The 22623-nt window shown below is 62.2% G+C and carries 20 protein-coding genes and 5 tRNA genes; 8 read left to right on the forward strand and 17 right to left on the reverse strand.

Annotated elements, in window-relative coordinates; translation table 11 throughout:
* Positions 1–90 precede the first annotated feature (90 nt).
* The gene (locus tag ACWHRL_RS03125) at positions 91–1872 is read right to left on the reverse strand and encodes a sodium:solute symporter family protein (protein WP_447895190.1); all 1782 of its coding nucleotides are present in this window, start codon (positions 1870–1872) and stop codon (positions 91–93) included.
* 3 nt (positions 1873–1875) lie between these two features.
* Complete coding sequence (locus ACWHRL_RS03130; RefSeq protein ID WP_447527826.1) at positions 1876–2136, reverse strand: DUF4212 domain-containing protein; 261 nt, start codon at positions 2134–2136, stop codon at positions 1876–1878.
* A gap of 556 nt (positions 2137–2692) precedes the next feature.
* Here ACWHRL_RS03130 and ACWHRL_RS03135 point away from each other — a divergent pair.
* From ACWHRL_RS03135 to ttcA, 3 genes are all read left to right on the forward strand, one after another.
* A complete protein-coding gene (locus ACWHRL_RS03135; protein WP_447895191.1) occupies positions 2693–4510 on the forward strand; it encodes a putative nucleotidyltransferase substrate binding domain-containing protein in 1818 nt (605 codons plus the stop codon).
* Positions 4511–4514: 4 nt separating this feature from the next.
* Positions 4515–5186 (forward strand): DNA polymerase III subunit epsilon, encoded by a 672-nt coding sequence (locus tag ACWHRL_RS03140; RefSeq protein WP_447895192.1) that lies wholly within the window; start codon positions 4515–4517, stop codon positions 5184–5186.
* A gap of 84 nt (positions 5187–5270) precedes the next feature.
* Positions 5271–6173 carry a tRNA 2-thiocytidine(32) synthetase TtcA gene (gene ttcA / locus ACWHRL_RS03145; RefSeq protein WP_447895193.1) on the forward strand — a complete coding sequence of 301 codons (903 nt, stop codon included), beginning with the start codon at positions 5271–5273 and terminating at the stop codon, positions 6171–6173.
* A gap of 7 nt (positions 6174–6180) precedes the next feature.
* On the opposite strand, the gene fnr is transcribed toward ttcA, so the two are convergent.
* The 11 genes from fnr to ccoN form a co-directional block, all read right to left on the reverse strand.
* A complete protein-coding gene (gene fnr / locus ACWHRL_RS03150; RefSeq protein WP_447895194.1) occupies positions 6181–6921 on the reverse strand; it encodes a fumarate/nitrate reduction transcriptional regulator Fnr in 741 nt (246 codons plus the stop codon).
* Positions 6922–6955: 34 nt separating this feature from the next.
* On the reverse strand, positions 6956–8365 hold the full coding sequence (hemN, locus tag ACWHRL_RS03155; protein WP_447895195.1) for an oxygen-independent coproporphyrinogen III oxidase: 1410 nt from the start codon (positions 8363–8365) through the stop codon (positions 6956–6958).
* A gap of 107 nt (positions 8366–8472) precedes the next feature.
* On the reverse strand, positions 8473–9168 hold the full coding sequence (locus ACWHRL_RS03160) for a sulfite exporter TauE/SafE family protein (RefSeq protein WP_447527832.1): 696 nt from the start codon (positions 9166–9168) through the stop codon (positions 8473–8475).
* Complete coding sequence (ccoS, locus tag ACWHRL_RS03165; RefSeq protein ID WP_447895196.1) at positions 9165–9368, reverse strand: cbb3-type cytochrome oxidase assembly protein CcoS; 204 nt, start codon at positions 9366–9368, stop codon at positions 9165–9167. The genes ACWHRL_RS03160 and ccoS overlap by 4 nt, the downstream gene beginning before the upstream one ends.
* Positions 9365–11812, reverse strand: coding sequence for a heavy metal translocating P-type ATPase (locus tag ACWHRL_RS03170; protein ID WP_447895197.1), 2448 nt, complete (start codon positions 11810–11812; stop codon positions 9365–9367). The genes ccoS and ACWHRL_RS03170 overlap by 4 nt, the downstream gene beginning before the upstream one ends.
* Complete coding sequence (locus ACWHRL_RS03175) at positions 11809–12321, reverse strand: FixH family protein (protein WP_447895198.1); 513 nt, start codon at positions 12319–12321, stop codon at positions 11809–11811. Before ACWHRL_RS03175 ends, ACWHRL_RS03170 begins: the two co-directional genes overlap by 4 nt.
* Positions 12322–12325: 4 nt before the next feature.
* Entirely contained in the window at positions 12326–13720 is a 1395-nt protein-coding gene (ccoG, locus tag ACWHRL_RS03180) for a cytochrome c oxidase accessory protein CcoG (RefSeq protein ID WP_447895200.1), read from the reverse strand.
* Positions 13721–13838: 118 nt separating this feature from the next.
* Positions 13839–14786, reverse strand: a complete 948-nt coding sequence (ccoP, locus tag ACWHRL_RS03185; protein ID WP_447895201.1) for a cytochrome-c oxidase, cbb3-type subunit III — start codon at positions 14784–14786, stop codon at positions 13839–13841.
* The gene (locus ACWHRL_RS03190) at positions 14783–14965 is read right to left on the reverse strand and encodes a cbb3-type cytochrome oxidase subunit 3 (protein WP_447895202.1); all 183 of its coding nucleotides are present in this window, start codon (positions 14963–14965) and stop codon (positions 14783–14785) included. The genes ccoP and ACWHRL_RS03190 overlap by 4 nt, the downstream gene beginning before the upstream one ends.
* Positions 14966–15574, reverse strand: coding sequence for a cytochrome-c oxidase, cbb3-type subunit II (gene ccoO / locus ACWHRL_RS03195; RefSeq protein WP_447895203.1), 609 nt, complete (start codon positions 15572–15574; stop codon positions 14966–14968).
* Positions 15564–17036, reverse strand: coding sequence for a cytochrome-c oxidase, cbb3-type subunit I (ccoN, locus tag ACWHRL_RS03200; RefSeq protein ID WP_447530494.1), 1473 nt, complete (start codon positions 17034–17036; stop codon positions 15564–15566). The genes ccoO and ccoN overlap by 11 nt, the downstream gene beginning before the upstream one ends.
* A 299-nt stretch (positions 17037–17335) precedes the next feature.
* On the opposite strand from ccoN, the gene ACWHRL_RS03205 reads away from it, so the two are divergent.
* The 5 genes from ACWHRL_RS03205 to ACWHRL_RS03225 all read left to right on the forward strand — a co-directional run bounded on the left by ACWHRL_RS03205 (position 17336) and on the right by ACWHRL_RS03225 (position 17898).
* A tRNA-Val gene (locus ACWHRL_RS03205) sits at positions 17336–17411 on the forward strand.
* A 47-nt stretch (positions 17412–17458) separates the two neighbouring features.
* Positions 17459–17535: transfer RNA gene (locus tag ACWHRL_RS03210), tRNA-Asp, on the forward strand.
* Between the two features lie 34 nt (positions 17536–17569).
* Positions 17570–17646, forward strand: a tRNA-Asp gene (locus ACWHRL_RS03215).
* A 55-nt stretch (positions 17647–17701) separates the two neighbouring features.
* Positions 17702–17777 (forward strand) — tRNA-Val (locus ACWHRL_RS03220).
* A gap of 44 nt (positions 17778–17821) precedes the next feature.
* Positions 17822–17898, forward strand: a tRNA-Asp gene (locus tag ACWHRL_RS03225).
* A 242-nt stretch (positions 17899–18140) separates the two neighbouring features.
* Here ACWHRL_RS03225 and ACWHRL_RS03230 read toward each other — a convergent pair.
* From ACWHRL_RS03230 to glcD, 4 genes are read right to left on the reverse strand one after another with little or no spacing between them, the layout of a single operon-like run.
* Positions 18141–18542 carry a heme-binding protein gene (locus ACWHRL_RS03230; protein WP_447527840.1) on the reverse strand — a complete coding sequence of 134 codons (402 nt, stop codon included), beginning with the start codon at positions 18540–18542 and terminating at the stop codon, positions 18141–18143.
* Positions 18543–18598: 56 nt separating this feature from the next.
* Positions 18599–19828: a glycolate oxidase subunit GlcF gene (gene glcF, locus ACWHRL_RS03235; protein ID WP_447895204.1), complete on the reverse strand. Its 1230-nt coding sequence runs from the start codon at positions 19826–19828 to the stop codon at positions 18599–18601.
* Between the two features lie 11 nt (positions 19829–19839).
* A complete protein-coding gene (glcE, locus tag ACWHRL_RS03240) occupies positions 19840–20934 on the reverse strand; it encodes a glycolate oxidase subunit GlcE (protein ID WP_447895205.1) in 1095 nt (364 codons plus the stop codon).
* Between the two features lie 33 nt (positions 20935–20967).
* On the reverse strand, positions 20968–22467 hold the full coding sequence (gene glcD, locus ACWHRL_RS03245; RefSeq protein ID WP_447895206.1) for a glycolate oxidase subunit GlcD: 1500 nt from the start codon (positions 22465–22467) through the stop codon (positions 20968–20970).
* Positions 22468–22623 lie beyond the last annotated feature (156 nt).

Raw genomic sequence — 22623 nt, forward strand, 5'->3', positions numbered from 1 at the left:
GAATTTCCTTTCTGAAAGTCATCGGGCCTCCCTGAGGAGGCCCGATGGTCAATGGTGATTCCTGCACGAGGTGTCAGGATCGATTATGGCTTAGTGGTCGACGGCAACACCAGCTCCTTTCGGGTAGCGCACGCTTTCTACCAGCTCCTGGATCTCTTTCGGCGGTGCGGCGGTGACGCTGGAGACCGCAAACGCCACGGCGAAGTTGATCATCGCACCGACCGCGCCAAAGGAGAGCGGCGAGATACCGAAGAACCAGTTATCCGACGTGTTGGCCAGCATGTTGGTGCCGGGGATGAAGAACCAACCCAGGTAGGTGAAGATGTAGAGCAGCGTGCAGAGCAGGCCCGCCAGCATACCGGCAATCGCGCCGACGTTGTTCATGCGGGTGGAGAAGATCCCCATCATGAGCGCCGGGAACAGCGACGCCCCGGCGATACCAAAGGCCAAGGCGACGGTTTGCGCGGCAAAGCCTGGCGGGTTCAAGCCCAGGTAGGTCGCCAGCAAGATCGCCCCGCCCATGGAGATGCGCGCTGCCAGCATTTCGCCTTTCTCGGTGATTTTCGGGTTGATCATGGTCTTGATCAAATCGTGACTGATCGCCGAGGAGATCGCCAGCAAAAGGCCCGCCGCCGTCGAAAGAGCCGCTGCAATACCGCCCGCCGCGATCAAACCGATGACCCAGCCGGGCAGGTTGGCAATTTCCGGGTTGGCCAGTACGAGAATATCGTTGTTGACGGTGAGCTCGTTGCCTTCCCAGCCGCGGTCGGCGTAGTCGGCGTCGTCGTTGTAGAACTGAATACGGCCATCGCCATTCACATCGTTGTATACGATCAGCCCGGTGTCTTCCCAGGTACGGAACCACTCCGGACGCTCTTCGTAAAGAATGGGATTTTGTGTGGCTTCTTCGTAGTTTTCCACCTGGCCGGCCATCTCCGGGTAGACCGTGGTCATCAGGTTCAGGCGCGCCATGGAACCTACCGCCGGGGCGGTCAGGTACAAAAGCGCGATGAACACCAGCGCCCACCCCGCGGACCAGCGCGCATCGGCGACTTTCGGCACGGTGAAAAAGCGAATGATAACGTGGGGAAGACCGGCGGTACCCACCATCAAGGACAGCGTGAACAGCACCATGTTGAGCTTGTTATCGACATCGGCGGTGTAGTCCTGGAAGCCCAGGGCACTGACCACGTCATCGAGTTTTTGCAGCAGCGGAATGCCCGACTCGGTGTGCGTGCTGAACATGCCGAACATGGGGATCGGGTTGCCGGTCAGTTGGAAGGCGATGAAGACCGCAGGAATCGTGTAGGCGATGATCAGCACCACGTACTGCGCTACCTGGGTATAGGTAATGCCTTTCATGCCCCCGAATACGGCGTACAGGAAGACGATCAGCGCTGCCAGCCAAATGCCCCAGGTGTTGCTGACTTCCAAAAAGCGCGAGAAGGCCACACCCGCACCGGTCATCTGACCGATAACGTAAGTGACCGAGGCAACAATCAAGCACACGATCGCAACCAGGCGGGCGGTGTTGCTGTAAAAGCGGTCACCGATGAAGTCCGGCACGGTGAACTTGCCGAACTTGCGCAGGTAAGGCGCCAACAGCATGGCCAGGATCACGTAGCCGCCGGTCCAGCCCATCAGGAAGGTGGAGTTGGCGTAGCCGCCGGAGGCCAAAAGACCCGCCATGGAAATGAACGACGCCGCCGACATCCAGTCCGCGGCGGTCGCCATGCCGTTGGTGATCGGGTGAACGCCGCCGCCGGCGACGTAGAAGTCCTTGGTGGAGCCGGCCCGCGCCCATATCGCAATGCCGATATAGAGCGCGAAGGAGGCGCCTACGAACAGTAGGTTAATTGCAAACTGGCTCATCGCTTACTCTCCCAGGCCGAATTTCTTGTCGAGCTGATTCATTCTCCAGGCGTAGAAGAAGATCAGCACGATGAAGGTAAGGATGGAGCCCTGCTGGGCGAACCAGAACCCGAGATCCGTGCCGCCCACGGGAATCGCGGCCAGCAGCGGGCGGAACAGTATCGCACAGCCATAGGATACGAATGCCCAGACCACCAGGCAGCCAGTGATCAGGCGAACGTTGGCTTTCCAATATGCAGCAGCGTTGGATTTGTCATCTGCCATTATGATGCTCTCCGTTTATGGTTTTTAAGGTTGGAAAGTGTCTTCACAGCGGTTTGCGGCCTTGTACCGCGCAGATAAAACCACCGGGTCGAAAGTGCCCTTGCCAAATCGATGAGTGTGACGCTTTGTTGCGCGACCCCCTGTGTCGCGTTAAGCGGCTCGATAATGTTTGTCCCGGGGATTTATTGGCTTTGTGAACTCAAGGTAATACTGGCCAATAAATGAAAAAAAGAAATCCAGACTTTGGTATCACGGACTAAAGGCGTCCTTGGCAGACTGCTTTATACAGGTAAATTACTCTATGTGTTCACGTTTTTACGCCAAAAGAGTACGACTTTAGTCCGGATGGGACGATAGTCTATAGGTGGTCATAAAGCGCTATCCGCTATTTTGAAAGTGCCGTACTGAGTCTCTTCGAAGGCAGTTTTAAACGTTTCAGAAAAGGGCTTCTCGGTCGTTTTATATAGACTTTAGTAATGCCCACAACAATCGCGATAAGTATTGAGGTGTCTAAGTACGCCGTTATGTTAAAGGGCCATTTTTATCGGGGTGATCCATGATCGAGGTCGATCTTACAAGGCTGCCATTTTCCCTGCTCGACGAAGCGGGGCTCGAGCGCGTGCGCAGTGACCTAAACCTGGCCTACTTCGACATCGGCGATATCATTTTAGAGGCCCGCCAAGCCGGCGAAGGCGTGTTCATCATCCATAAAGGCGAGGTCGCCGAGCTCGACCCGGCGATGCCCCAGGCGCAGGCACGCATCGGCCACTACACACCGGGCGACCTGTTCGGGGCGATCAGTATTTTAAACGGCCAAAGCCGCTACCGCTTCGAGGCGGAGCAGGAGACGCTTTGCTACGTGCTTCCCAAAGCAGCGTTCTGCGCGCTTTGCCAGCACTATCCGGCGTTCGAGGCGTTTTTCAAACAAACGCTTGCCAACAAGGCGCGGCTTCTTACCGAGCGGCGTGCCGTGGGCGGGGTCACCATGGCCGGGTTCATGCTGGCCCGGGTGCGCGAGTGCATGCGCGCGCCAATCGTCATCGAGGCAGGCCTGGACATTCAAAGCGCGGTCCATACCCTTTTGGCGCACCAGGCCGACAGCCTGCTGGTCAGCACCCAGGGCGGCTACGGCATGGTCACCAAAACGGATCTGCTCAACGCCCTGGTCGTCGAGCAGAAGCCCCAAACCACGCTCATCGACGCCCTGGCCTGCACTGCGCTGGTCGTCGCCGCCCCGGAGCAGTATTTGTTCGAGGTGCTGGTGCTGATGACGCGGCACAAGGTGGCCCGGGTCGTCGTGATGAAGGAGAACACGCTTTGCGGCATCGTCGAGCTCACCGACGTGCTGAGCTACTTCTCCAGTCGAAGTTACGTGGTGGGGCTACAAATCGAGAAGGCCAGTGATCTAAAAGCGTTGGCTCAGGCGAGCCAACGCACGCCGGAACTCGTCGAGGCGTTGATGGTTCAGGGGGTGAAGCTTCGCTTTGTTATGGAGCTTTTGGCGGCGCTTAACGCGCGTATTATCCACAAGGCCTGGGCGTTTAGCGTGCCAAAGGCGCCAGAACAGCGGTGCTGCCTGGTGGTCATGGGCAGCGAAGGCCGGGGTGAGCAGATCCTCAAAACCGATCAGGACAACGCGCTGATTCTCGAAGACGATCAGAGTTGGCCGGATGTCGCGGCCCAAATGCAGCGCCTGACCGATACGCTGATCACGCTTGGCTACCCGCCGTGCCCCGGCCATATCATGGTCTCCAACCCGGAGTGGGTCGGCAGCGTAGCGGTCTGGCAAGCGCGTATCGCGCGCTGGGCCGAGCGGCGCGACGGCGACAGCCTGATGAAGCTTGCCATCCTGCTCGACGCCCAGCCCATGGCCGGCAACGCGCAGCTTGCCCGGCGCGTGCAGCAGGCACTGTTTGATCGCTGCGCCGGGGACGAGCTGCTGTTGAGCTACCTGGCCCGCGCCGCGTTGAGCTTCTCAACCCCCCTGACGCTGTTTGGTTCGCTTAAAAAGCGCGAGCACGGCATCGATATCAAAAAGGGCGGCATCTTTCCCATCGTTCACGGCGTGCGCACCATGGCGCTGGAGCGGCGTATCGAAGCCGTGGGCACGCTCGAGCGTCTCGAAGCGCTGGTAGATGACGGCCGACTGGAGAAGCGCTTTGCCGAGGACCTGGGCGAGGCGCTGGCGCTTTTCACGGAGCTTCGCCTTCGCCAGCAACTGGCCGAGGCGAAGGCGTCGACGAGCATCTCGACCAACCACGTGGTGGTGCAGCACCTTTCTTCGCTTGAGCGCGACCTGCTGCGCGAGGCGCTGCATATCGTCAAGGAGTTCAAGTCGCGGCTGACCCATCGCTATCATCTGGAGTACGCGTAGCCGTATGCGCTTCACGGACCGATACGCATCGCTTTTGGGCGGCTCGCTGCGCACGCTCGTCAAGCGCGAAAGCGACCGGCGCCGCTTCGCCGGCTCCGCCTTCGAGTGGCTTTTTCACCCCTACCTGGGCGAGGAGCTCGTAGCGTTGGCGTTCAGGTTTTCCCAGGATAGTGAGATTCTGAGCATCGCCGCGGTGGTGTTTGACCAGCGCCAGGTGTACACCCGCAGTGCCTGGGTCGCTACCCTGGCGGACGAGGCCCGAATAAAGCGCCGCCGCCAGCGTCCTTCCAATGACCAACACTGCATCGCCCGACACTGCATCGCCCAGCACCGAATCTTTGCGCCGCTCCCCCCGACGGCGGAAAACATCGCCGCACTTGCCGAGTTTATCGGCAACCGCCCGGTGGTGGGGTGGGGGCTTGGCAGGGCGCTGGCACCGATCAACCGGCTTTTCAACGCGCGGCTCGGCTTCGAGCTGCCCAACGCCCAGGTCGATGTGGCCAGGCTCTATCAGCGCAAGGCCCGGCGCTCGCCGGTCGAGCCCCAGGCGGCAAGCTTTAGTCAGGCGCTCAGCCACTCGCGGCTGGCGCTGCCCTGGCCGTCGCTTCTGGGCGAGGCCAGCGCCTGTGCGCTTTTGTATATGCGGCTCAAGCGCGACGCCGCGCTCGAGGTTTGAAGGCGCTCGAAGGCTTTGTTGGGTGGCAGCGGGAGTCTTGATAGAATAACGCCTTCACCACCCATCACCGGCAGTGCTTATACCATGCAACAACCCGATCATTTCGAGCCCGTCGTGGCCGAGGCCCCGGCTCCGGCAAGCTCAATCGAGCCAAGCGATGTGAAACAAAAGCGCGAATTCAATAAGTTGCAGAAAAGACTTCGCCGCGAGGTCGGCAACGCCATTCTCGATTATCAGATGATCGAAGAGGGCGACCGGGTGATGGTGTGCCTCTCCGGGGGCAAGGACAGCTATACCATGCTCGAGATCCTGCGCAATCTGCAGCGCAACGCCCCGGTCAATTTTTCGCTGGTGGCGGTGAATCTCGACCAGAAACAGCCCGGCTTCCCCGAGCACGTGCTGCCGCGCTACCTCGACAAGCTGGACGTCGAGTACCATATTCTCGAGCGTGATACCTACTCGGTGGTGAAGGAGAAAACCCCGGAGGGCAAGACGACCTGCGCGCTTTGCTCGCGGCTACGCCGTGGCTCGCTCTACGGGTTTGCCGAAGAGATCGGCGCCAACAAGGTGGCGCTTGGTCACCACCGGGAAGATATTCTCGAAACCCTTTTCTTGAACATGTTCTTCGGCGGCACGCTCAAGGCCATGCCGCCCAAGCTTTTGTCCGATGATGGCAGGAATATCGTGATTCGCCCGCTGGCCTACTGCAAGGAGGCGGATATCGCCGAGTTCTCGCGGCTAATGGAATTTCCCATTATTCCCTGCAACCTGTGCGGCTCGCAGCCCAACATGCAGCGTCAGAACGTCAAGGCGATGCTTGCCGAGTGGGATAAAAAGTACCCGGGCCGGCTCGAAAGCATGTTCAAAGCGGTGACCAACGTCGCCCCTTCGCAGTTGGCCGACCAGGCGCTGTTCGACTTCCAGGGCCTGGAAGCCAAACAGGCGGAAATGAAGGCCGGGCGTATTCAGGCGCTCAATGTGGGCTAAAGGCGGGTTAGGCGGACACTTCTTCGTCGGCCAGGGTGGTCAAGCGCGCCATATCGAGAATGTTCACCTCGCGTCCGGAAACGGCGACCACCTGCTGCTGCTGAAGCCGGCTTAAAATCCGGCTGACCGTCTCGACGGCCAACCCCAGGTAGTTGCCGATATCGGCCCGCGCCATGGAGAGGCGGAAGCTATAGGGCGAGTAGCCGCGGCGGCGGAAACGATCAGAGAGCGTGGTGAGAAACGTCGCCAGGCGCTGGTCGGCGGTCTTGCGCGATAAAAGGCGCATCATCCGGCGGTCGTCGCGAAGCTCTTTGCTCATGCTGCGATAGAGTTGGCCGCGCAGCTCGGGCAGCTCTTCGGAGAGCTTGTCCAGGTGCTGGAACGGAATCTCACATACCGTGGTGGTTTCGAGCGCAATGGCGCTGCCCGGGTACAATTCCTCATCGATACCGTCGAGGCCGACCAGCTCGCTTGGTAAATAGAAGTTAGTGAGCTGGTCGTCGCCATTGCCTTCGCTGGTTACCTGCTTGAGACTTCCCGAACGGACCGCGTAGACGCTGGAGAAGCGCTCGCCTTGATGAAACAGCGCCTCGCCCTTTTTGAGCGGCGCGCGGCGGCGGATGATGGCGTCGAACTGGCTGACGTCCTCGAGCTGCAGCGCTAGCGGTAAACAGAGCGAACTCAAGCTGCAGGTTTGGCAGCGCGGCGCCTGTAGCATCGAGCGGCGTTGGCTGGCAGTGATGGACATCACCTTCTCCTCGTATGGCCGGGTACTTAGCATCTTATAAGATTCTTGAATAACGTGCGGCGAACTGCTCTGTCAAGTAAGTATCGAAGGCCATGGCCAAGTGGCGGATCAGTAGCCGACCGATCGGCGTAACGTTCAATACCAGGTCCTGGCGCGTCACCAGCCCGTCACGTTCGGCCTGGCGCAGGTTATCCAGCGCTTGGGCGAAGTACGTTTCGGCATCGATCCCGAAACGGGTGCCAATGGCCGCCAGGTCCAGGTGCATATCGCACATTAGCCGCTCGATCACCTCGCGGCGAATGAGGTCGTCCGGGGTCAGGCGCACGCCTTTACAGGTGGCCAGTTTACCCTGATCCAGCGCCTTTGCGTAGTCATCCAGGGTGACCGGGTTCTGCGCGTAGACGTCGTCGACCCGGGAAATCGCCGACACCCCCAAACCGATCAAATCGCACTGCGCGTGGCTTGAGTACCCCTGGAAGTTACGCTGGAGCGTGCCGTTTTGCTGGGCGAGCGTCAGGCTATCATCGGCGCGGGCGAAGTGGTCCATGCCGATATGCACATAGCCCGCTTGGCCTAACATTTCGATACTCATGCGCAAAATGGCGAGCTTTTCATCGGCGCCGGGCAAGTCGGCTTCGAGAATACGCCGCTGGGGCGCAAAGCGCGTGGGCAGGTGAGCGTAATTGAAAAGCGATAACCTGGCCGGGTTGAGCTCGATGATCTGAGCAAGCGTATCGGCGAAGCGTTGCTCGGTTTGGCGCGGAAGCCCATAGATCAGGTCCACGTTGAGCGAGCTAAAGCCCAATCGGTGCGCCTCGTCCATCAGGGTTTCGGTGAGCCTGCGGGGCTGGACGCGGTTAATCGCTTTCTGGACCTCGATGTCCAGATCCTGCACGCCCAGACTCAGCCGATTGAACCCAAGCGATTGAAGATGGCGCAGGGTGAGGACGTCCGCCTCGCGCGGGTCGATTTCGATGGCGTAATCCCGCGCCGGGTCACTCGAGAGCCCGAAGCGGGCATCCATCCGGTCGATCAGGTCGCCCATCTGCGAGAGCGTCAAAAAGGTAGGCGTGCCACCGCCCCAGTGAAGCTGCTGCACCGGGCGCGCGGTATCCACGTGGCGCGCGGCCAGCACCATTTCCCGGTCGAGGCGGGAAAGGTAGGGCTCGGCCAACTGGCGATTCTTGGTCGCGATCTTGTTGCAGGCGCAGTAAAAGCAGATCTTCTCGCAAAACGGAATATGTACATAAAGCGACAGCGCCCTTTGGCTATCGTTGCTTCGCGCTAAAGCGTCGGTAAGATCCTCCGGGCCAAACGCTTCGTGAAAAGCGAGCGCCGTGGGGTAGGAGGTGTAGCGCGGCCCGCTTTTATCGTAGCGGCGCACGAGCGCTTCATCCCAGGCGGGAGCGGGTGACGAGGGGGCAACGTGGGCGCAGGTCGACATAAAAGCTCCCGGGTAGGTGAATGAGCGGCCGGACGGGTAGGTGGCGACGTACAGATTAACGTCTGCCGCCAAGGCCTACGTTGAGCTGAGTCAAGAAAGCCCGCCGCTTAATGCCCTGCGTGGGGTAAAAGCGCCCACAGCTGGTAAAGCGCAAAGCCGATGATGAGAAGCGCCGCGACGACGCGGGTGGCCGGGTGGCGGATTAGCCCGGCAAGCGTGCGGGCGGCAAAACCGGTGGCCAAAAGCGCGGGCAGCGTGCCCAGGCCGAACGCACCCATGAGCAGCGCGCCCTGAGCGGGGCTGGCGCTGGCCATGCTCCAGGCAAGCATCGAATAGACCAGCCCGCAGGGCAGCCAGCCCCAAAGCGCCCCCAGCGCAAAGGCCTGGGGCAAGTGAACCACCGGCATCAGGCGCCGGCCCACTGGCTCGATATGACGCCAAAGCCTGCGTCCCAGCGCCTCGAGCGCTAACAGCCCCTTCCACCAGTTGGCGATATAGAGCGCCATCAAAATCAGCATCACTGCGGCAAATACCTGAAGCGTCAGCCGGGCGGCAGGGGCGAGGGAGACTAGCGTGCCAAGCCCTGCCACCAAGGCACCGGCCAGCATATAGCTCGATACGCGCCCCAGGTTGTAGCCAAGCAACAGCCCGGTCATGCGCGCGGGGCTTCGCATGCTGGGCGGCACCGCAAAGGCCAGCGCGCTCATGATGCCGCCGCACATGCCGATGCAGTGCGCCCCGCCAAGCAGGCCGAATACCAGCGCGGCGGCAAGCGGCGGTAAATCCATGCCGGTGGGGTTCATGGCGGCGGCTCTTTGGAGGATGGGGGCTTGTCACCGGCGCGGCTCTTTGCCGGCGGGGGCGGGTCGTCATCGAACAAAATGCGATGAGCGGGGCCGTCCAGGTCGTCGAACTGGTCGTTTTTGACCGCCCAGAAAAACGCCCATACGGCCATGGCGAGCAGCGTGAGCGAGAGCGGAATCAGCAGGTAGAGAATCGTCATGCGCGCACCTCTTGGGGAGGCGTCTCTTGGGAAGGCGTCGTGTGTGCGTCGACCCGCGCGCGAGCGTTCAGGCGCAGAGCGTTGCAAACCACCACCAGCGAGCTCAGCGACATGCCAAGCGCGGCAAGCCAGGGCGGCACCAGGCCGAGGGCGGCCAGCGGTAGCGCCAGGGCGTTGTAGCCCACCGACCACGCCATGTTTTGGCGCATCACCCGCCGGGTGGCGCGGGCAATGGTCAGGGCCTCGCCAATGCGGGTCAGGCGTGGGCTCAATAGCAGTGCATCCGCGCGGCTGCGTGCCAGGTCCGTTGCGCCATTCATCGCCAGGGCGACATCCGCGCCGGCCAGTACCGGCACGTCATTGATGCCGTCACCGACCATCAAAACCCGCTCGCCGTCGGCCTGTAAAGCGCGCAGCCGCGTAAGCTTGGCCTCGGGCGAGGCTTGGGCCTGCCAGGTCGGAATACCAAGCGCGGTGGCCAGGTGCTCCACCGCCTCCGGCGTGTCGCCGGACAAAAGCTCGACCCCCACCCCCAGCGCCTTTAGCCGGGCAATGGCCAGGGCGGCGTCGTCGCGCAGGGTATCTTCGAGTTGGAACCAGGCCTTGGGAGCGTGCTCTTCGCTGAGCAGCAGCCACTGGCCGGGGCCGGGAGGGGCGAGTTCGTGGCCTGCGGCAAACGCCGCCTGGCCAAGGCGCCAGGTGGCGCCTTTTAGCGTTGCGCTTAGCCCACGGCCCGTCTCGCGGACGACATTTTCCGCGCTTGTTTCTACATCCCTGAAAGGGCGAAACGCCGAGGCGATGGGGTGCTCGGAGTGGGCCTCGATGGCGGCGGCAATGCGCCGGGCCTGGTGGCCGGTCAGGGTGTCGTCCACCGGCTGGGTAGCGCTTAGGCGCATCTCGCCTTGGGTCAGCGTGCCGGTTTTATCGAACACCACGCGGGTCACCGTGGCAAGCGTCTCCAGCGCGTCGGCCCGGGTGATCAGCACGCCGCGCTTACCCAGCTGGCCGTGGCCGGCGGCAAGCGCCGTAGGGGCGGCCAGCGCCAGCGCGCAGGGGCAGGTGACCACCAAAACCGACAGCGTCACCCAGAACGCCCGGCCGGGGTCGATCAACGTCCAGACGATGGCCACGCACACCGTGACCAGCAGCAGGCGCAGCACGAAGCGCTGGGCCATGGTCTCCGCCAGCCGGGCAAGCCGTGGGCGGCGCTCGAACGCGCGGTCGGTCAAATCCAGCACGTGGGAGATCGCCGCCGAGCTGCCGGCCCGGGTGACGCGCACCACCAGCGCGTTTTCCATGTTCTGGCTGCCCCCGGTGACCCGTTCGTTTAGCCGCCGGGTGACCGGCAGAAACTCGCCGGTGAGCATCGACTCGTCAAGGCTCGACTCGCCCTGTTCGATCACGCCGTCGGCGGGAACGGTGGTGCCGGGTTTTATCAGCACGCGGTCATCCGGGGCAAGATGGCTGGCGGGGACGATGCGCTCGGCGCCATCGGCTTCCAGACGCACCGCCGAGGCGGGCAGCGCGCCGCTCAAGGCGTTGCCGCTTTGCCCGCCACGGCGCCGGGTGCGCGCCTCGATGTAGCGGCTAAACAGCAAAAAGAAGGTGAACATGGCGATGGAGTCGAAATAGACCTCGCCTTGGTGGAACACCACGGCAAAGGCGCTGGCCAGGTAGGCGCCACCCACGGCGAGCGCCACCGGTACCTCCATGGTGAGTCGGCGGTGTTGAAGCCCCGCGAGCGCCTGCTGAAAAAACGGCCAGGCCGAAAAAAACACCACCGGCGTCGTCAGCGCAAGCGACAGCCAATGAAAGAGCGCGAAGAAATCAGCGCCCAGCTCATCCGGGCCCGCCACGTACATGGGCACGGAGAACATCACCACCTGCATCATGCCCACTGCGGCGACGATCAGCCGCCGCACGGTCATACGTTCTTCGCGCTTCAGGCGCTTTTGCGCCCGGTCGGGCTCGAAGGGCATCGCCGCATACCCGATGGCGGCTAGTTCGGCAAAGATATGGGACGGTTTGAGCGTGTCCGGGTCCCAGCTCACCCGCAGGCGATGATCCGACAGATTCACCGCGCTTTGAGTAATGCCTTCCAGCGCGTTCAGGTGGTGCTCGATCAGCCAGGCGCAGGCCGCACAGGTAATATTTTCCACGGCCAGGGTCGCGCTAACGTCCTCTTCACGCGGGTGAACGAACTGCGCCTGCAGGTCCGGGTGGTCGAACGCCGACCAGGTTTGCGCCGCGGCCCGGTTGCTTTCCGGGCGGGCGGAAAGCTCGGTGCGGTAGCGGTAGTAGTTCTCGAGCCCGCCCTCGACGATGGCGTGCGCCACCGCCTCGCAGCCGGGGCAACAAAGTGGGTGCGTGGCACCGTCGAGGGTGATGGACCAGGGCGCGCCGGCGGGCACCGGCGTGCCGCAGTGATAGCACGGTGGCGTCACGGCGCACTCCTGGCGGGGGCCAGGGTGACGCCCGCGTTGGACGGCAGGGTGATCTCGCCGCTTAGCCGCCACTCGTCGGCCTCTTGCGGGGTGAGCGTTACGTACCAGCGGTGCTCGAGCCCTGCCGGGGCCTGGCCTAAGTAGCGCCCGCCGTGGCGGTGCGTCAGCGCTACGGTATGGTCACGGTTATCCTGAGTGGGAAATATCAGGTTGAGCGTCAACACCTCCGGGCGCGCCTGGCCTCTCAGGTCGAGCACCACCTCCTGGGTGAGCGAGTCGATACGCAGCCCGGCTTCAAGATTCAGCGTCTCGGCGCGCTCCGCTTTGGCGAGCACCGCGTTGATCGCTTTGCCGTGCTCGAAGTAATCCTCCTGGACCACCATACCGTCGAAGGTCTTGACCGCCACCACCGCAAAGCCAACGCTCACCAGCATCGAAGAGAGCAGCAGGGTGATCAAAAACCAGGGCCAGAACTGGCGATACCAGGGCGACGGCGCAGGTTCCAACATGGGGCTATCTCCTCTCGCCGCTCAAAAAGCGGGTTTGCCGTTCGGCGCGTATCGGCGCGTGCTCGGCTTCAAGGATGAAAGCGAGCGGCTGGCTGGGGGTAAGCCCGGCGCCAGGGGCGCTCACATTGACCACCTGGGTGCGCGAGGCCCCAGCGGGCACCCTTAAGCTTCGGGTGTCGAGCTGCGCGTCGGCCACACCCTCGACGCTTAGCCGGTAGGTATGGGCCTGGCGGTCGCGGTTGCGCACGGTCAGCCGGTAGACGTTTTGGATGTCGCCGCCGGCGGTGGTGGTATAAAGCGAAGCCCGAGGGCGCTCGGCCTCGAAGCTTACCGGCACGCGCTGGCCAAGGGCAAAGGCAAGTGCGGCCAGCGCCACGGTTAACGCCGCCAGGTAGCCTAAAAATCTTAACCGGTAGCGCGAAGAGGGGCGTCCCTCCAGGCGGTTTTGGGTGGTGTAGCGGATCAAACCGCGGGGTTTTTCGAGACGGTCCATCACCGTGTTACAGGCGTCCACGCAGGCGGCGCACTGGATACAGGCGTACTGCAGCCCGTCGCGAATATCGATACCGGTGGGACAAACCTGCACGCAAAGCGAGCAGTCGATGCAGTCGCCGCCGGTGCTTGGGGCGTTCGAGGCCTTTCGCCCCCGGGGCTCGCCACGGCGGGCGTCGTAAGCCACGGTGAGCGTGTCGCGGTCGAACATTACCGACTGAAAGCGCGCGTAGGGGCACATGTAAAGACACACCTGCTCGCGTAGCCAGCCGGCGTTGAGATAGGTGAAAAAGCCAAAAAAGCCCACCCAGAACAGCGCCCAGCCCTGGGCCTGGAGCGTGGCAAGTTCCGCGACCAGCGCTTGGACGGGCGTAAAGTAGCCGACGACCGTGACGGAGGTGGCCAGCGCCATCGCCGCCCAAAGAGCGTGCTTGACTGCCTTGCGCGCGAAATGGCCTTTTGGGCGGGTGCGGTCGTGGCGGATACGCCGGTGACGCGACCCCTCCAGGCGGTGTTCGATCCACATGAACGCAAAGGTCCACACGCTTTGCGGGCAGGTGTAGCCGCACCACACCCTGCCGGCTAGCGCGGTGATAAAGAAAAGCCCGAAAGCGGCGGCGATGAACAAAAGTGCCAGCAGGATGAATTCCTGGGGGTAGAACGTCGTAGAGAGCAGATGAAATTCCCGCCCCGGGATATCGAGCCAGATGGCCGGGCGCCCCTGCACCTCGACCCAGGGCAGCAGGAAAAAAACCAGCATCAGCAGGGTATTGAGCCCGCGGCGAAGTGCCTGGAAAAACCCTTTGCTTTCGCGCACGTAAAGGCGGCCGAGCTGGCTTTGCGGCGCTTTGGTCGTCGGTGGTTTCTCGGCGCGAGGGGTTATGTCCTGGGCGGGTATCGGCTGCATCGAACTCCGGCCTTATCGGCGGTGGCGCAAAAGCGTAGGGCCATGATAGCAATAATCGCGGCCAGATTAGATGGCCTGGGTTAGGTGGGCGCCAAGTGATGGTGCGGCAAATGCGCGCCTACTCGCGCTGGGTGGCGCTAAAGCGCAGGCTGTAGACGTAGGCGGCCACCAGGTGAACGCGCTCCTCGTTAATGAACGGCGCCTGGGGTGGCATTTGGCCGGTTCGGCCTTCGTTCAGGGTCTGGCGGACCGCTTGGGCCACGCTTTGGCCCGGCGCCTGGTGCAGCCAGATGTCGTTGGTCAAGTTCGGCGCCCCCAGGGCCTGGTTGCCGGTGCCGTCCGCACCGTGGCAAGCCACGCAAAAACGGGCATAGCTTTGTTCGCCGCGTTCGGCCTCGGGGCTTTCGTGTTCGCGGCCGGCCAGGGCGAGCACGTGCTGGGTGAGGTCTTCGAGGGTCTCGTCGCCCAGCTGCGCCCAGGCCGGCATCACCCCGCGCCGGCCTTCGCTAATCGTCGTTACCAGCGTCTGTGGGTCGCCGCCGTAAAGCCAATCGTCGTTGGTCAGGTTGGGAAAGCCATCGCCGCCCTGGGCGTTAACGCCGTGGCACATGGCGCAGTTGTTCATGAACAGGCGCTCGGCGATCTGCATGGCCTCAAAATCCTCGGCGAGCTCGGGGATCGGGACTTCGTGGTACTGGGCGAAAATAGGCCCGAAGCGCGCCTCGGCGGCGGCCACTTCCTCTTCCCACTGGTCTTCCTGGGACCAGCCAAGCAGCCCTCTAAAGTTGCCGAGCCCCGGGTAGAGCGCGAGATACCCCAGCGCGAACACCACCGTGGCCGCGAACAGATAGAACCACCACCTAGGGGTGGGGTTGTCGTACTCTTCGATGCCGTCGACCTCGTGGCCGGTGGTCTTGCGCTGCGCCTCGCCGTCAGCGCCCGGCGGGCCACCGTGGCCGACATTGGCCGCCACGATCCAGACCACCAGCGCCAGGGTGATCAGCGTGAGCGCGATGATCCAGGCGCTCCAGAAACCGGGCAGGGCGTTATCCCACAAATCGCTCATGGGCGGTCCTCGCGCTCGTCTTCGCGGGGGCTTGCGCTTTCGTCGTCGTCGGCGAAGGGAAGGTGGGCGGCTTCGCTGAAATCGTCGCGGCGGCGTTTTGAGTATGCCCATACCACGATGCCGATAAAGGCGATGATGAGAAACAAGGTGATGAGCCCGCGAAAGGTGCCGGTATCCATTTAGCGTGCCCCCTCGAGTACCGTGCCGAGCTGCTGCAGGTAGGCGATGAGCGCGGTGATTTCCGGGGTGCCCTCGACCTGCTCCTGGGCGCTTTCGATCTCTTCATCCGAGTAGGGCACGCCCAGGCGCTGCAAGGCACGCATCTTGGCGGGCGTGGCCTGGCCGTCGAGCTCGCGCTCGAAAAGCCAAGGGTAGGCGGGCATGATCGACTCTGGCACGACGTCGCGCGGGTCGTACATGTGCCGACGGTGCCAGGTGTCGGTGTAGCGCCCGCCGACCCGGGCAAGGTCCGGCCCGGTGCGCTTGGACCCCCACAAAAAATTGTGCTCGTACAGCCCTTCGCCGGCCACGTTGTAGTGACCGTAACGTTCGGTTTCGGCGCGAAACGGGCGAATCATCTGGGAGTGGCATCCCACACAGCCTTCGCGGCGATAAATATCGCGCCCCTCGAGCTCCAAAGCGGTTAGTGGGCGAAGTCCCTCCACGGGCTCAGTGGTATCTTTTTGAAAGAACAGCGGCACGATCTCGGCAAGCCCGCCGAAGCTGATCGCCACGAGTATCAATACGCCCAAAAGCCCGGCGTTTTTCTCGACCAGCTCATGCTTCATGGCGGCCGCCCTCCAGCGCTACCGTGCGCGGTGCGGGCGCCGAGGTTTGGCGGTACTTCACCGTCATGTAGACGTTGAACGCCATCACCAGCATGCCCGTCAAAAAGAACAGCCCCCCCAGCATGCGCACCACATAGCCTGGGTGGCTCGCCTCGACGGCGTCGACAAAGCGATACATCAATGTGCCGTCAGCGTTGATCGCGCGCCACATCAGCCCCTGGATCACCCCGTTGACCCACATGGCGGTGATGTAGAGCACCGTACCGATGGTCGCTAGCCAAAAGTGCAGCGCGATCAGCCCCACCGAGTGCATCTGGGTGCGCCCGTAAAGGCGCGGGATCATGTGATAAAGCGAGCCGAAGGTGATCATCGCCACCCAGCCAAGAGCGCCTGCGTGAACGTGGCCAATGGTCCAATCGGTGTAGTGGGAGAAGGCGTTGACGGTCTTGATCGCCATCATCGGGCCCTCGAAGGTCGCCATACCGTAGAAGGTGAGCGCGACCACCAGAAAGCGCAGGATCGGGTCGGTGCGCAGCTTATGCCAGGCGCCGGAGAGCGTCATGATGCCGTTGATCATGCCCCCCCAGGAGGGCACCAGCAGGATGATCGACATCACCATGCCAAGCGACTGTGCCCAGTTGGGCAGGGCGGTGTAGTGAAGATGGTGCGGCCCGGCCCACATGTAGATCATGATCAGCGCCCAGAAATGGACGATCGAGAGCCGGTAGGAGTAAATCGGCCGCTCGGCCTGCTTGGGCACGAAGTAGTACATCATGCCCAGAAAGCCTGCCGTCAGGAAAAAGCCCACGGCGTTGTGGCCGTACCACCACTGCACCATGGCATCCACGGCCCCCGCGTAAAGCGAGGTGGAGTACATCGGCGTGACCGGAAGGGCTGCGTTATTGACGATATGCAGCACGGCGATGGTGAGAATGAACGCCGCATAAAACCAGTTGGCGACATAAATATGCGAGGTGTTGCGCCGCTTCAGGGTCATCAAAAAGACCACCGCGTAGCTCACCCATACCACCGCCAGCAGGATATTGATCGGCCATTCGAGCTCGGCGTACTCCTTGGTGGTGGTGTAGCCCATCGGCAGCGACACGAGCGCAGCGACGATCACCGCCTGCCAGCCCCAGAAGGTGAACGCCGCCAGTCGGTCGCTATAAAGCCGGGTCTGGCAGGTGCGCTGGACCACATAGTACGAGGTGGCGAATAGCGCCGAGCCGCCGAAAGCAAAGATCACCAGGTTGGTGTGCAGCGGGCGAAGGCGGCCAAAGCTCGTCCAGGGCAGGCCCAGGTTGAGCTCGGGCCACACCAGCTGGGCGGCCAGCAAAAGGCCCACCGCCATGCCAACGATCCCCCAAACGACGGCCATCATCGCGAACTGACGCACGACCGTGTAGTTGTAAACAGAGTTATAAACCGAGTTGTAAACCGGGGCCGAGGGCGGTGGCGGCATTGTATGGGCGTCGCTTTGTGGGGCGCTTTGCATAATGGCTTTCCATGAAACGGGGAGGGCATGAAGCCCTGGGCGAGTCTAGCCTGGCGGCGCGTTAAGCTAAATAGCACGTGTGGTGAAAACCGCTGCTCGATTGTGACACTTTTGATTGACGAAGCGGGGGCAGTTGCGGCATTCTGCCTCGGCGCTCAAGGCAGGTGGTTCGGGCTCTAGCGGCAACACGTTAATTTGAATCAAAAATTCATTAGCGTATTGACACCAGACCGGAACCCTGTAGAATGCAGCGCCACGTGACCAGCGGGTGGTTAGCTCAGTTGGAAGAGCACCAGCCTTACAAGCTGGGGGTCACTGGTTCGAACCCAGTACCACCCACCATTTTTTAATGGGTTGGACACGTTAGCAGTAAAAGTTGGTGTATCAGCGGACCGGTAGTTCAGTTGGTTAGAATGCCGGCCTGTCACGCCGGAGGTCGCGAGTTCGAGTCTCGTCCGGTCCGCCATCATCGCTTTTGTTGCCCTATGTTATCGTTATTCGGACCGGTAGTTCAGTTGGTTAGAATGCCGGCCTGTCACGCCGGAGGTCGCGAGTTCGAGTCTCGTCCGGTCCGCCATCGATAACAGTCGCGGTAGATAGAAAGTGATTGAACGTTTTCGACGTTAGATCATGGGTGGTTAGCTCAGTTGGAAGAGCACCAGCCTTACAAGCTGGGGGTCACTGGTTCGAACCCAGTACCACCCACCATTTAAAAGCGCCTCTGAACCGCGATTAAATGGTTGTTTCAAAGTGGACCGGTAGTTCAGTCGGTTAGAATGCCGGCCTGTCACGCCGGAGGTCGCGAGTTCGAGTCTCGTCCGGTCCGCCATCAAGTTTCCCTCCCCGCTTTACTTTCTTCTTTACTATTCCCGCGCCACCGCGCACCCTTATCCTGTTCACGGTTCACGGTTCACGGTTCACGGTTCACGGTTCACGATTCACGATTCACGATTCACGATTCACGATTCACGATTCACGATTCACGATTCACGATTCACGATTCACGATTCACGATTCACACATAAAAAAACCCCGAGCCATCGCCCAGGGTCGTTTTTGCGTGCCTGACGTTTAGCCGATCGCGGCGACACCGGCCTTGGCGACCTGCGCGTCCTGGTCCGGCTTCACGCCGGACACGCCCACTGAGCCTACAACCTGGCCGTCGATGATGATCGGGACGCCGCCGGTCAGCATGCCCTCGAGCGGGGCGGAGAGAAACGCCGTGCGGCCATTGTTGATCATCTCCTCGAAAACCTGGGTCTCTTTACGGCCAAGGGCGGCGCTGCGCGCTTTTTGCGTGGCGACCTCGGCGCTGAAGGGCGCGGCGCCGTCCAGACGGCGAAGGCCCAATAAGTAGCCGCCGTCGTCGGCGACTGCAATGGTCACCGACCACCCCTGGCGTTCGGCTTCCTTTTGCGCCGCGTCGAGGGCGGTGAGTACATCGGTCTGGCTCAAAATGGCTTTGGTTTGCATACTGTTTCCTTTTTGATGTTGTAAAAGTGCTTGGATTGCGCGGGGGTTAAAACGGGTCAGGTCAGCGCGGCATCGACGATTTCTACCCAGTGACGAACCGGCGTGCGGTTGGCGCTGGCCAGATGCGTTTGGCAGCCGATGTTAGCGGTGACGATCATCTCCGGGTCGCCGGCTTCCAGGGCGTTGAGCTTGTTGTCGCGAAGTTGCGTTGCGATTTCGGGCTGGGTGATCGAGTAGGTACCCGCGGAGCCGCAGCACAGGTGGCTATCCTGCACGGGTGTCAGCGTAAAGCCGAGCTTGGTCAGCACGCCTTCTACCGCGCCGTTGAGCTTTTGGGCATGCTGCAGCGTACAGGGGCAGTGAAACGCCAGGCGTTTGTGCTCTTTCACGGCAAGCTTCTCCAGCGGCTCCTCGCGCAACACTTCGACGATGTCGCGGGCCAAAGCGCTTACGCGCTCGGCTTTGGCGGCGTACTGCGGATCGTGTTTGAGCATCTCACCATACTCCTTCACAAACGCCCCGCAGCCGCTGGCGGTTTGCACGATCGCCTCGACCCCCTGTTCCACGTGGGGCCACCAGGCGTCGATATTGGCGCGCATGCGTTGGCGTCCCGCCTCCTGGGCGTTCAGGTGAAAGTCGATCGCCCCGCAGCAGCCCGCCTCGCTAACCGGCGTCAGGCCAATGCCCAGCCGGTCCAGCAGCCGGGCGGTGGCGGCATTGGTGTTGGGCGAAAGCCCCGGCTGCACGCAACCCTCCAAAATCAGCATCTGGCGGGCGTGCTGAGTGGTCGGGCGCGTGCCCGCATCCACCGGGGGCGGCGGCATTTTGTGTCTGAGCGTAGCGGGCACCAGCGGCTTGAAGGTTTGGCCGAGTTTCAAAAGTGCCTGGAAGCGTTTGGGCTCGACCATCATCTTGCGTAGCGCAAAGCGCGTGGCGCGTTGGCTTGCCGGTCGCGGCACTCGGCGCTCGATCTCCGCGCGGCCGATGTTCAAAAGCTTATGATACTCAACCCCCGACGGGCAGGTGGTTTCACAGTTTTGGCACGTCAGGCAGCGGTCCAGGTGAAGGCGCGTTTCTTCGGTCACCTGGGTATCGTCGTCGCGGCTCTCCAAAAGCTCCTTCATCAGGTAGATACGCCCGCGCGGGCCGTCGCGCTCGTCGCCCAACAGCTGGTAGGTCGGGCAGGTGGCGTTACAGAAACCGCAGTGTACGCAGGTTCGCAGAATGCGGTCGGCTTCCTGAATATGCGGTTTCTGGCGATCTGCATCGGTAAAGTTCGTCTGCATGAAAGCTCTCCTTAAAGCCCCGCGTAAAGCCGGCCCGGGTTGAAAATGCCGTAGGTATCGAGCTCGGCCTTGAGCTTCTTGTGATACTTCTCTACGACCGGGTCAAGCGGTGTAAAGGGCGATTCATCGCCCCCCTGGGCGTGGGGCGTAAAGCAGGTGGCGTGTCCGCCTTTGGCCTGGCATGCCTGGCGCAGCGCCTGGCCATCCCGGGTTTTTACCCAGCGCTGGCAGCCCGCCCAGTCGTAAAAGACGTCGGCCTCGCCGGTATCCAGCGCCGCGGTATGCGCAGGGAGCGAGGCCCGCCACAGCGTCTGGCCCGCTTCGAGAGTGAAGAAGTCGTGGCGGTGGTCGCGAAGGGCCGTCCAGACATCCGCCTCCAGGGTTTCGCCGCCCAGGCGCTCGCGGGTCGCCTTGACCGAGCTTTCCCCCCCTTCGAGGCGAATATAGAGCGCATTTTGATGCCACGCCGCGCCGGTGATCGGCAAGGGCTCGCGGCCGAGTGTGGAAAGCATCTCCAGCGCTTTTTCGATGCCAAGGTCGTCAAGGCGTAGGCTGTGGCAGGCGCTGGGTTGGGGCAGCACCTTGAAAGAGATATCGGTCAGTACGCCCAGCGTCCCCTGGGCGCCGGTCATCAGCCGTGACACGTCGTAGCCGGCCACGTTTTTCATCACCTCGCCGCCAAAGCGCAGCTGTTTGCCTTGCTGGGTGATCACGTGGCTGCCCAGTACGAAATCGCGCACCGCCCCCGCCCAGGGGCGTCGCGGGCCGGAAAGCCCGGTGGCCACGGCCCCACCGATGGTGCTGGCCGGGCCAAAGCGCGGCGGCTCGAAGGGCAGCATCTGATGATGCTCTCCAAGCGCCGCTTCCAGGGCGTCGATACGCGTACCCGCGCGCACGGTGACGACAAGCTCCACCGGGTCGTAGCTTACGATGCCGCTATGCTCGGCGAGGCTGAGTTCGATACCCTCTACCGGGCGCCCGTAAAAGCCGCGGGTGTCGCCGGCTTTAATGCGCAATGGCGCCCTGGTTTGGTAAGCGTTGGCGACCTGTTGGCAAAGCGCCTCGCTAATATCGCGATCAAAAGCCTGTACCGCTGGTTCTGTCATGGTCATTCCTTTATGTCGCAAACCGGACCGGCGTTAAAAACGTGGCAGCTCCGGGTGGGGCAACTCGTTGTTATGGACGTGCATCGCCCCGAATTCGGCACAGCGCGCAAGCGTGGGAATGTTCTTGCCCGGGTTGAGCAGGCGCTTTTCATCGAAGGCCGCCTTTACGGCGTGAAAAACGCTGATCTCATCCGCCTGGAACTGGCTGCACATCTGGTTGATCTTCTCGCGGCCCACGCCGTGTTCGCCGGTGATCGACCCGCCGGCGGCCACGCAAAGCTCCAGAATCTTGCCGCCCACGTCCTCGGCGAGTTCGAGCTCGCCCTCCTTGTTGGCGTCGAACAGGATTAGCGGGTGCATATTGCCGTCGCCGGCGTGAAACACGTTGGCCACGCGAAGGCCGCTCTCCTGGGAAAGTGCGGCAATACCCTTGAGCACCCGGGGCAGCTCACGACGGGGGATGGTACCGTCCATGCAGTAGTAGTCCGGCGACATACGCCCCACGGCAGGGAAGGCATTCTTGCGTCCGGCCCAGAAGTTGGCGCGCTCGATATCGTCCCGGGCTTGCTGTATATCCGTGGCGCCGGCCTTTTCAAGCACGCGGCGTACGGTCTCGCAGTCATCGTCCACGTCGGCCTCGACACCGTCGAGCTCGCATAAGAGGATGGCCTCGGCCTCCAGCGGGTAGCCCGCTTTGACGAAGTCCTCGGCGGCCTGGATGGCGAGTTTGTCCATCATCTCGAGCCCGCCGGGAATGATGCCCGCGGCGATGATGTCGCCCACCGCCTTGCCGGCTTTTTCCACGTCATCGAAGCTTGCCATCAACACCTTGGCGGTTTCCGGCTTGGGCAGAAGCTTCACGGTGATCTCGGTGACCACTCCAAGCATGCCTTCCGAGCCGTTCATCAGTGCGAGCAGATCAAACCCGGGGGCATCGAAGGCCTCCGAGCCCAATGTCATGTGCTCACCCTCGATGGTCAGCACGTCCACGCGCAGCACGTTGTGCACGGTCAGGCCGTACTTCAAACAGTGAACGCCGCCGGCGTTTTCCGCCACGTTGCCACCAATCGAGCAGGCGATCTGGGAGGAGGGGTCCGGGGCGTAGTAGAGACCATAGGGCGCGGCGGCTTCGGAAATCGCCAGGTTGCGTACCCCGGGCTGTACCCGGGCGATACGGGCGTCCGGGTCGACCTCGACGATTTTGTTGAAGCGCGACATCACCAGCAGCACGCCTTGCTCGAGCGGCAACGCCCCACCGGAGAGCCCGGTGCCCGCACCGCGGGTGACCACGGGCACACCCAGAGCGAAACAACACGTCAAAAGGCGTTCGACCTGCTCGAGGTTCTCGGGTAGCGCCACCAACATGGGCAGCACGCGGTACGCCGCCAGCCCGTCGCATTCGAAGGGTCGCAGGTCCTCTTCCCTGTGCAGAAGGGTTAGCGTGGGGGCCGCGTTTTGAAGCTCGCGCAGAACCTCGCTCTTGTCACGGTCAGCCAGCTCGCCGTCCAGGCGAGCGTCGTAGAGGATGTTCATATCCCCTCCTGTTTTTGTAATATCGATTTTTAAACGCGGCGTAGCGCCGCTGATATCGAATAATCTGGGCTTTTTTCGTGCAGGTGTCTAGCCTGTGGTGCAGTGGTCTGACCAGTTATTCGAGCCCGCCCTGGAGGAGACGCGCGTGAGCCAGAT

The organism is Vreelandella sp. GE22, assembly GCF_968212445.1.

Coding starts and splice junctions, on each gene's coding strand:
- ccoS (WP_447895196.1), bottom strand. CDS start 9,368: ATGACGATTCTCTACCTGCTGATTCCGCTCTCGCTCACGCTGCTCGCC.
- ACWHRL_RS03230 (WP_447527840.1), bottom strand. CDS start 18,542: ATGCAAACCAAAGCCATTTTGAGCCAGACCGATGTACTCACCGCCCTC.
- ccoO (WP_447895203.1), bottom strand. CDS start 15,574: ATGAAGCATGAGCTGGTCGAGAAAAACGCCGGGCTTTTGGGCGTATTG.
- ACWHRL_RS03125 (WP_447895190.1), bottom strand. CDS start 1,872: ATGAGCCAGTTTGCAATTAACCTACTGTTCGTAGGCGCCTCCTTCGCG.
- ttcA (WP_447895193.1), top strand. CDS start 5,271: ATGCAACAACCCGATCATTTCGAGCCCGTCGTGGCCGAGGCCCCGGCT.
- glcD (WP_447895206.1), bottom strand. CDS start 22,467: ATGAACATCCTCTACGACGCTCGCCTGGACGGCGAGCTGGCTGACCGT.
- ACWHRL_RS03135 (WP_447895191.1), top strand. CDS start 2,693: ATGATCGAGGTCGATCTTACAAGGCTGCCATTTTCCCTGCTCGACGAA.
- fnr (WP_447895194.1), bottom strand. CDS start 6,921: ATGTCCATCACTGCCAGCCAACGCCGCTCGATGCTACAGGCGCCGCGC.
- ACWHRL_RS03175 (WP_447895198.1), bottom strand. CDS start 12,321: ATGTTGGAACCTGCGCCGTCGCCCTGGTATCGCCAGTTCTGGCCCTGG.
- hemN (WP_447895195.1), bottom strand. CDS start 8,365: ATGTCGACCTGCGCCCACGTTGCCCCCTCGTCACCCGCTCCCGCCTGG.
- ACWHRL_RS03160 (WP_447527832.1), bottom strand. CDS start 9,168: ATGAACCCCACCGGCATGGATTTACCGCCGCTTGCCGCCGCGCTGGTA.
- glcE (WP_447895205.1), bottom strand. CDS start 20,934: ATGACAGAACCAGCGGTACAGGCTTTTGATCGCGATATTAGCGAGGCG.
- ccoG (WP_447895200.1), bottom strand. CDS start 13,720: ATGCAGCCGATACCCGCCCAGGACATAACCCCTCGCGCCGAGAAACCA.
- ccoP (WP_447895201.1), bottom strand. CDS start 14,786: ATGAGCGATTTGTGGGATAACGCCCTGCCCGGTTTCTGGAGCGCCTGG.
- ACWHRL_RS03130 (WP_447527826.1), bottom strand. CDS start 2,136: ATGGCAGATGACAAATCCAACGCTGCTGCATATTGGAAAGCCAACGTT.
- ccoN (WP_447530494.1), bottom strand. CDS start 17,036: ATGCCGCCACCGCCCTCGGCCCCGGTTTACAACTCGGTTTATAACTCT.
- ACWHRL_RS03140 (WP_447895192.1), top strand. CDS start 4,515: ATGCGCTTCACGGACCGATACGCATCGCTTTTGGGCGGCTCGCTGCGC.
- glcF (WP_447895204.1), bottom strand. CDS start 19,828: ATGCAGACGAACTTTACCGATGCAGATCGCCAGAAACCGCATATTCAG.
- ACWHRL_RS03190 (WP_447895202.1), bottom strand. CDS start 14,965: ATGGATACCGGCACCTTTCGCGGGCTCATCACCTTGTTTCTCATCATC.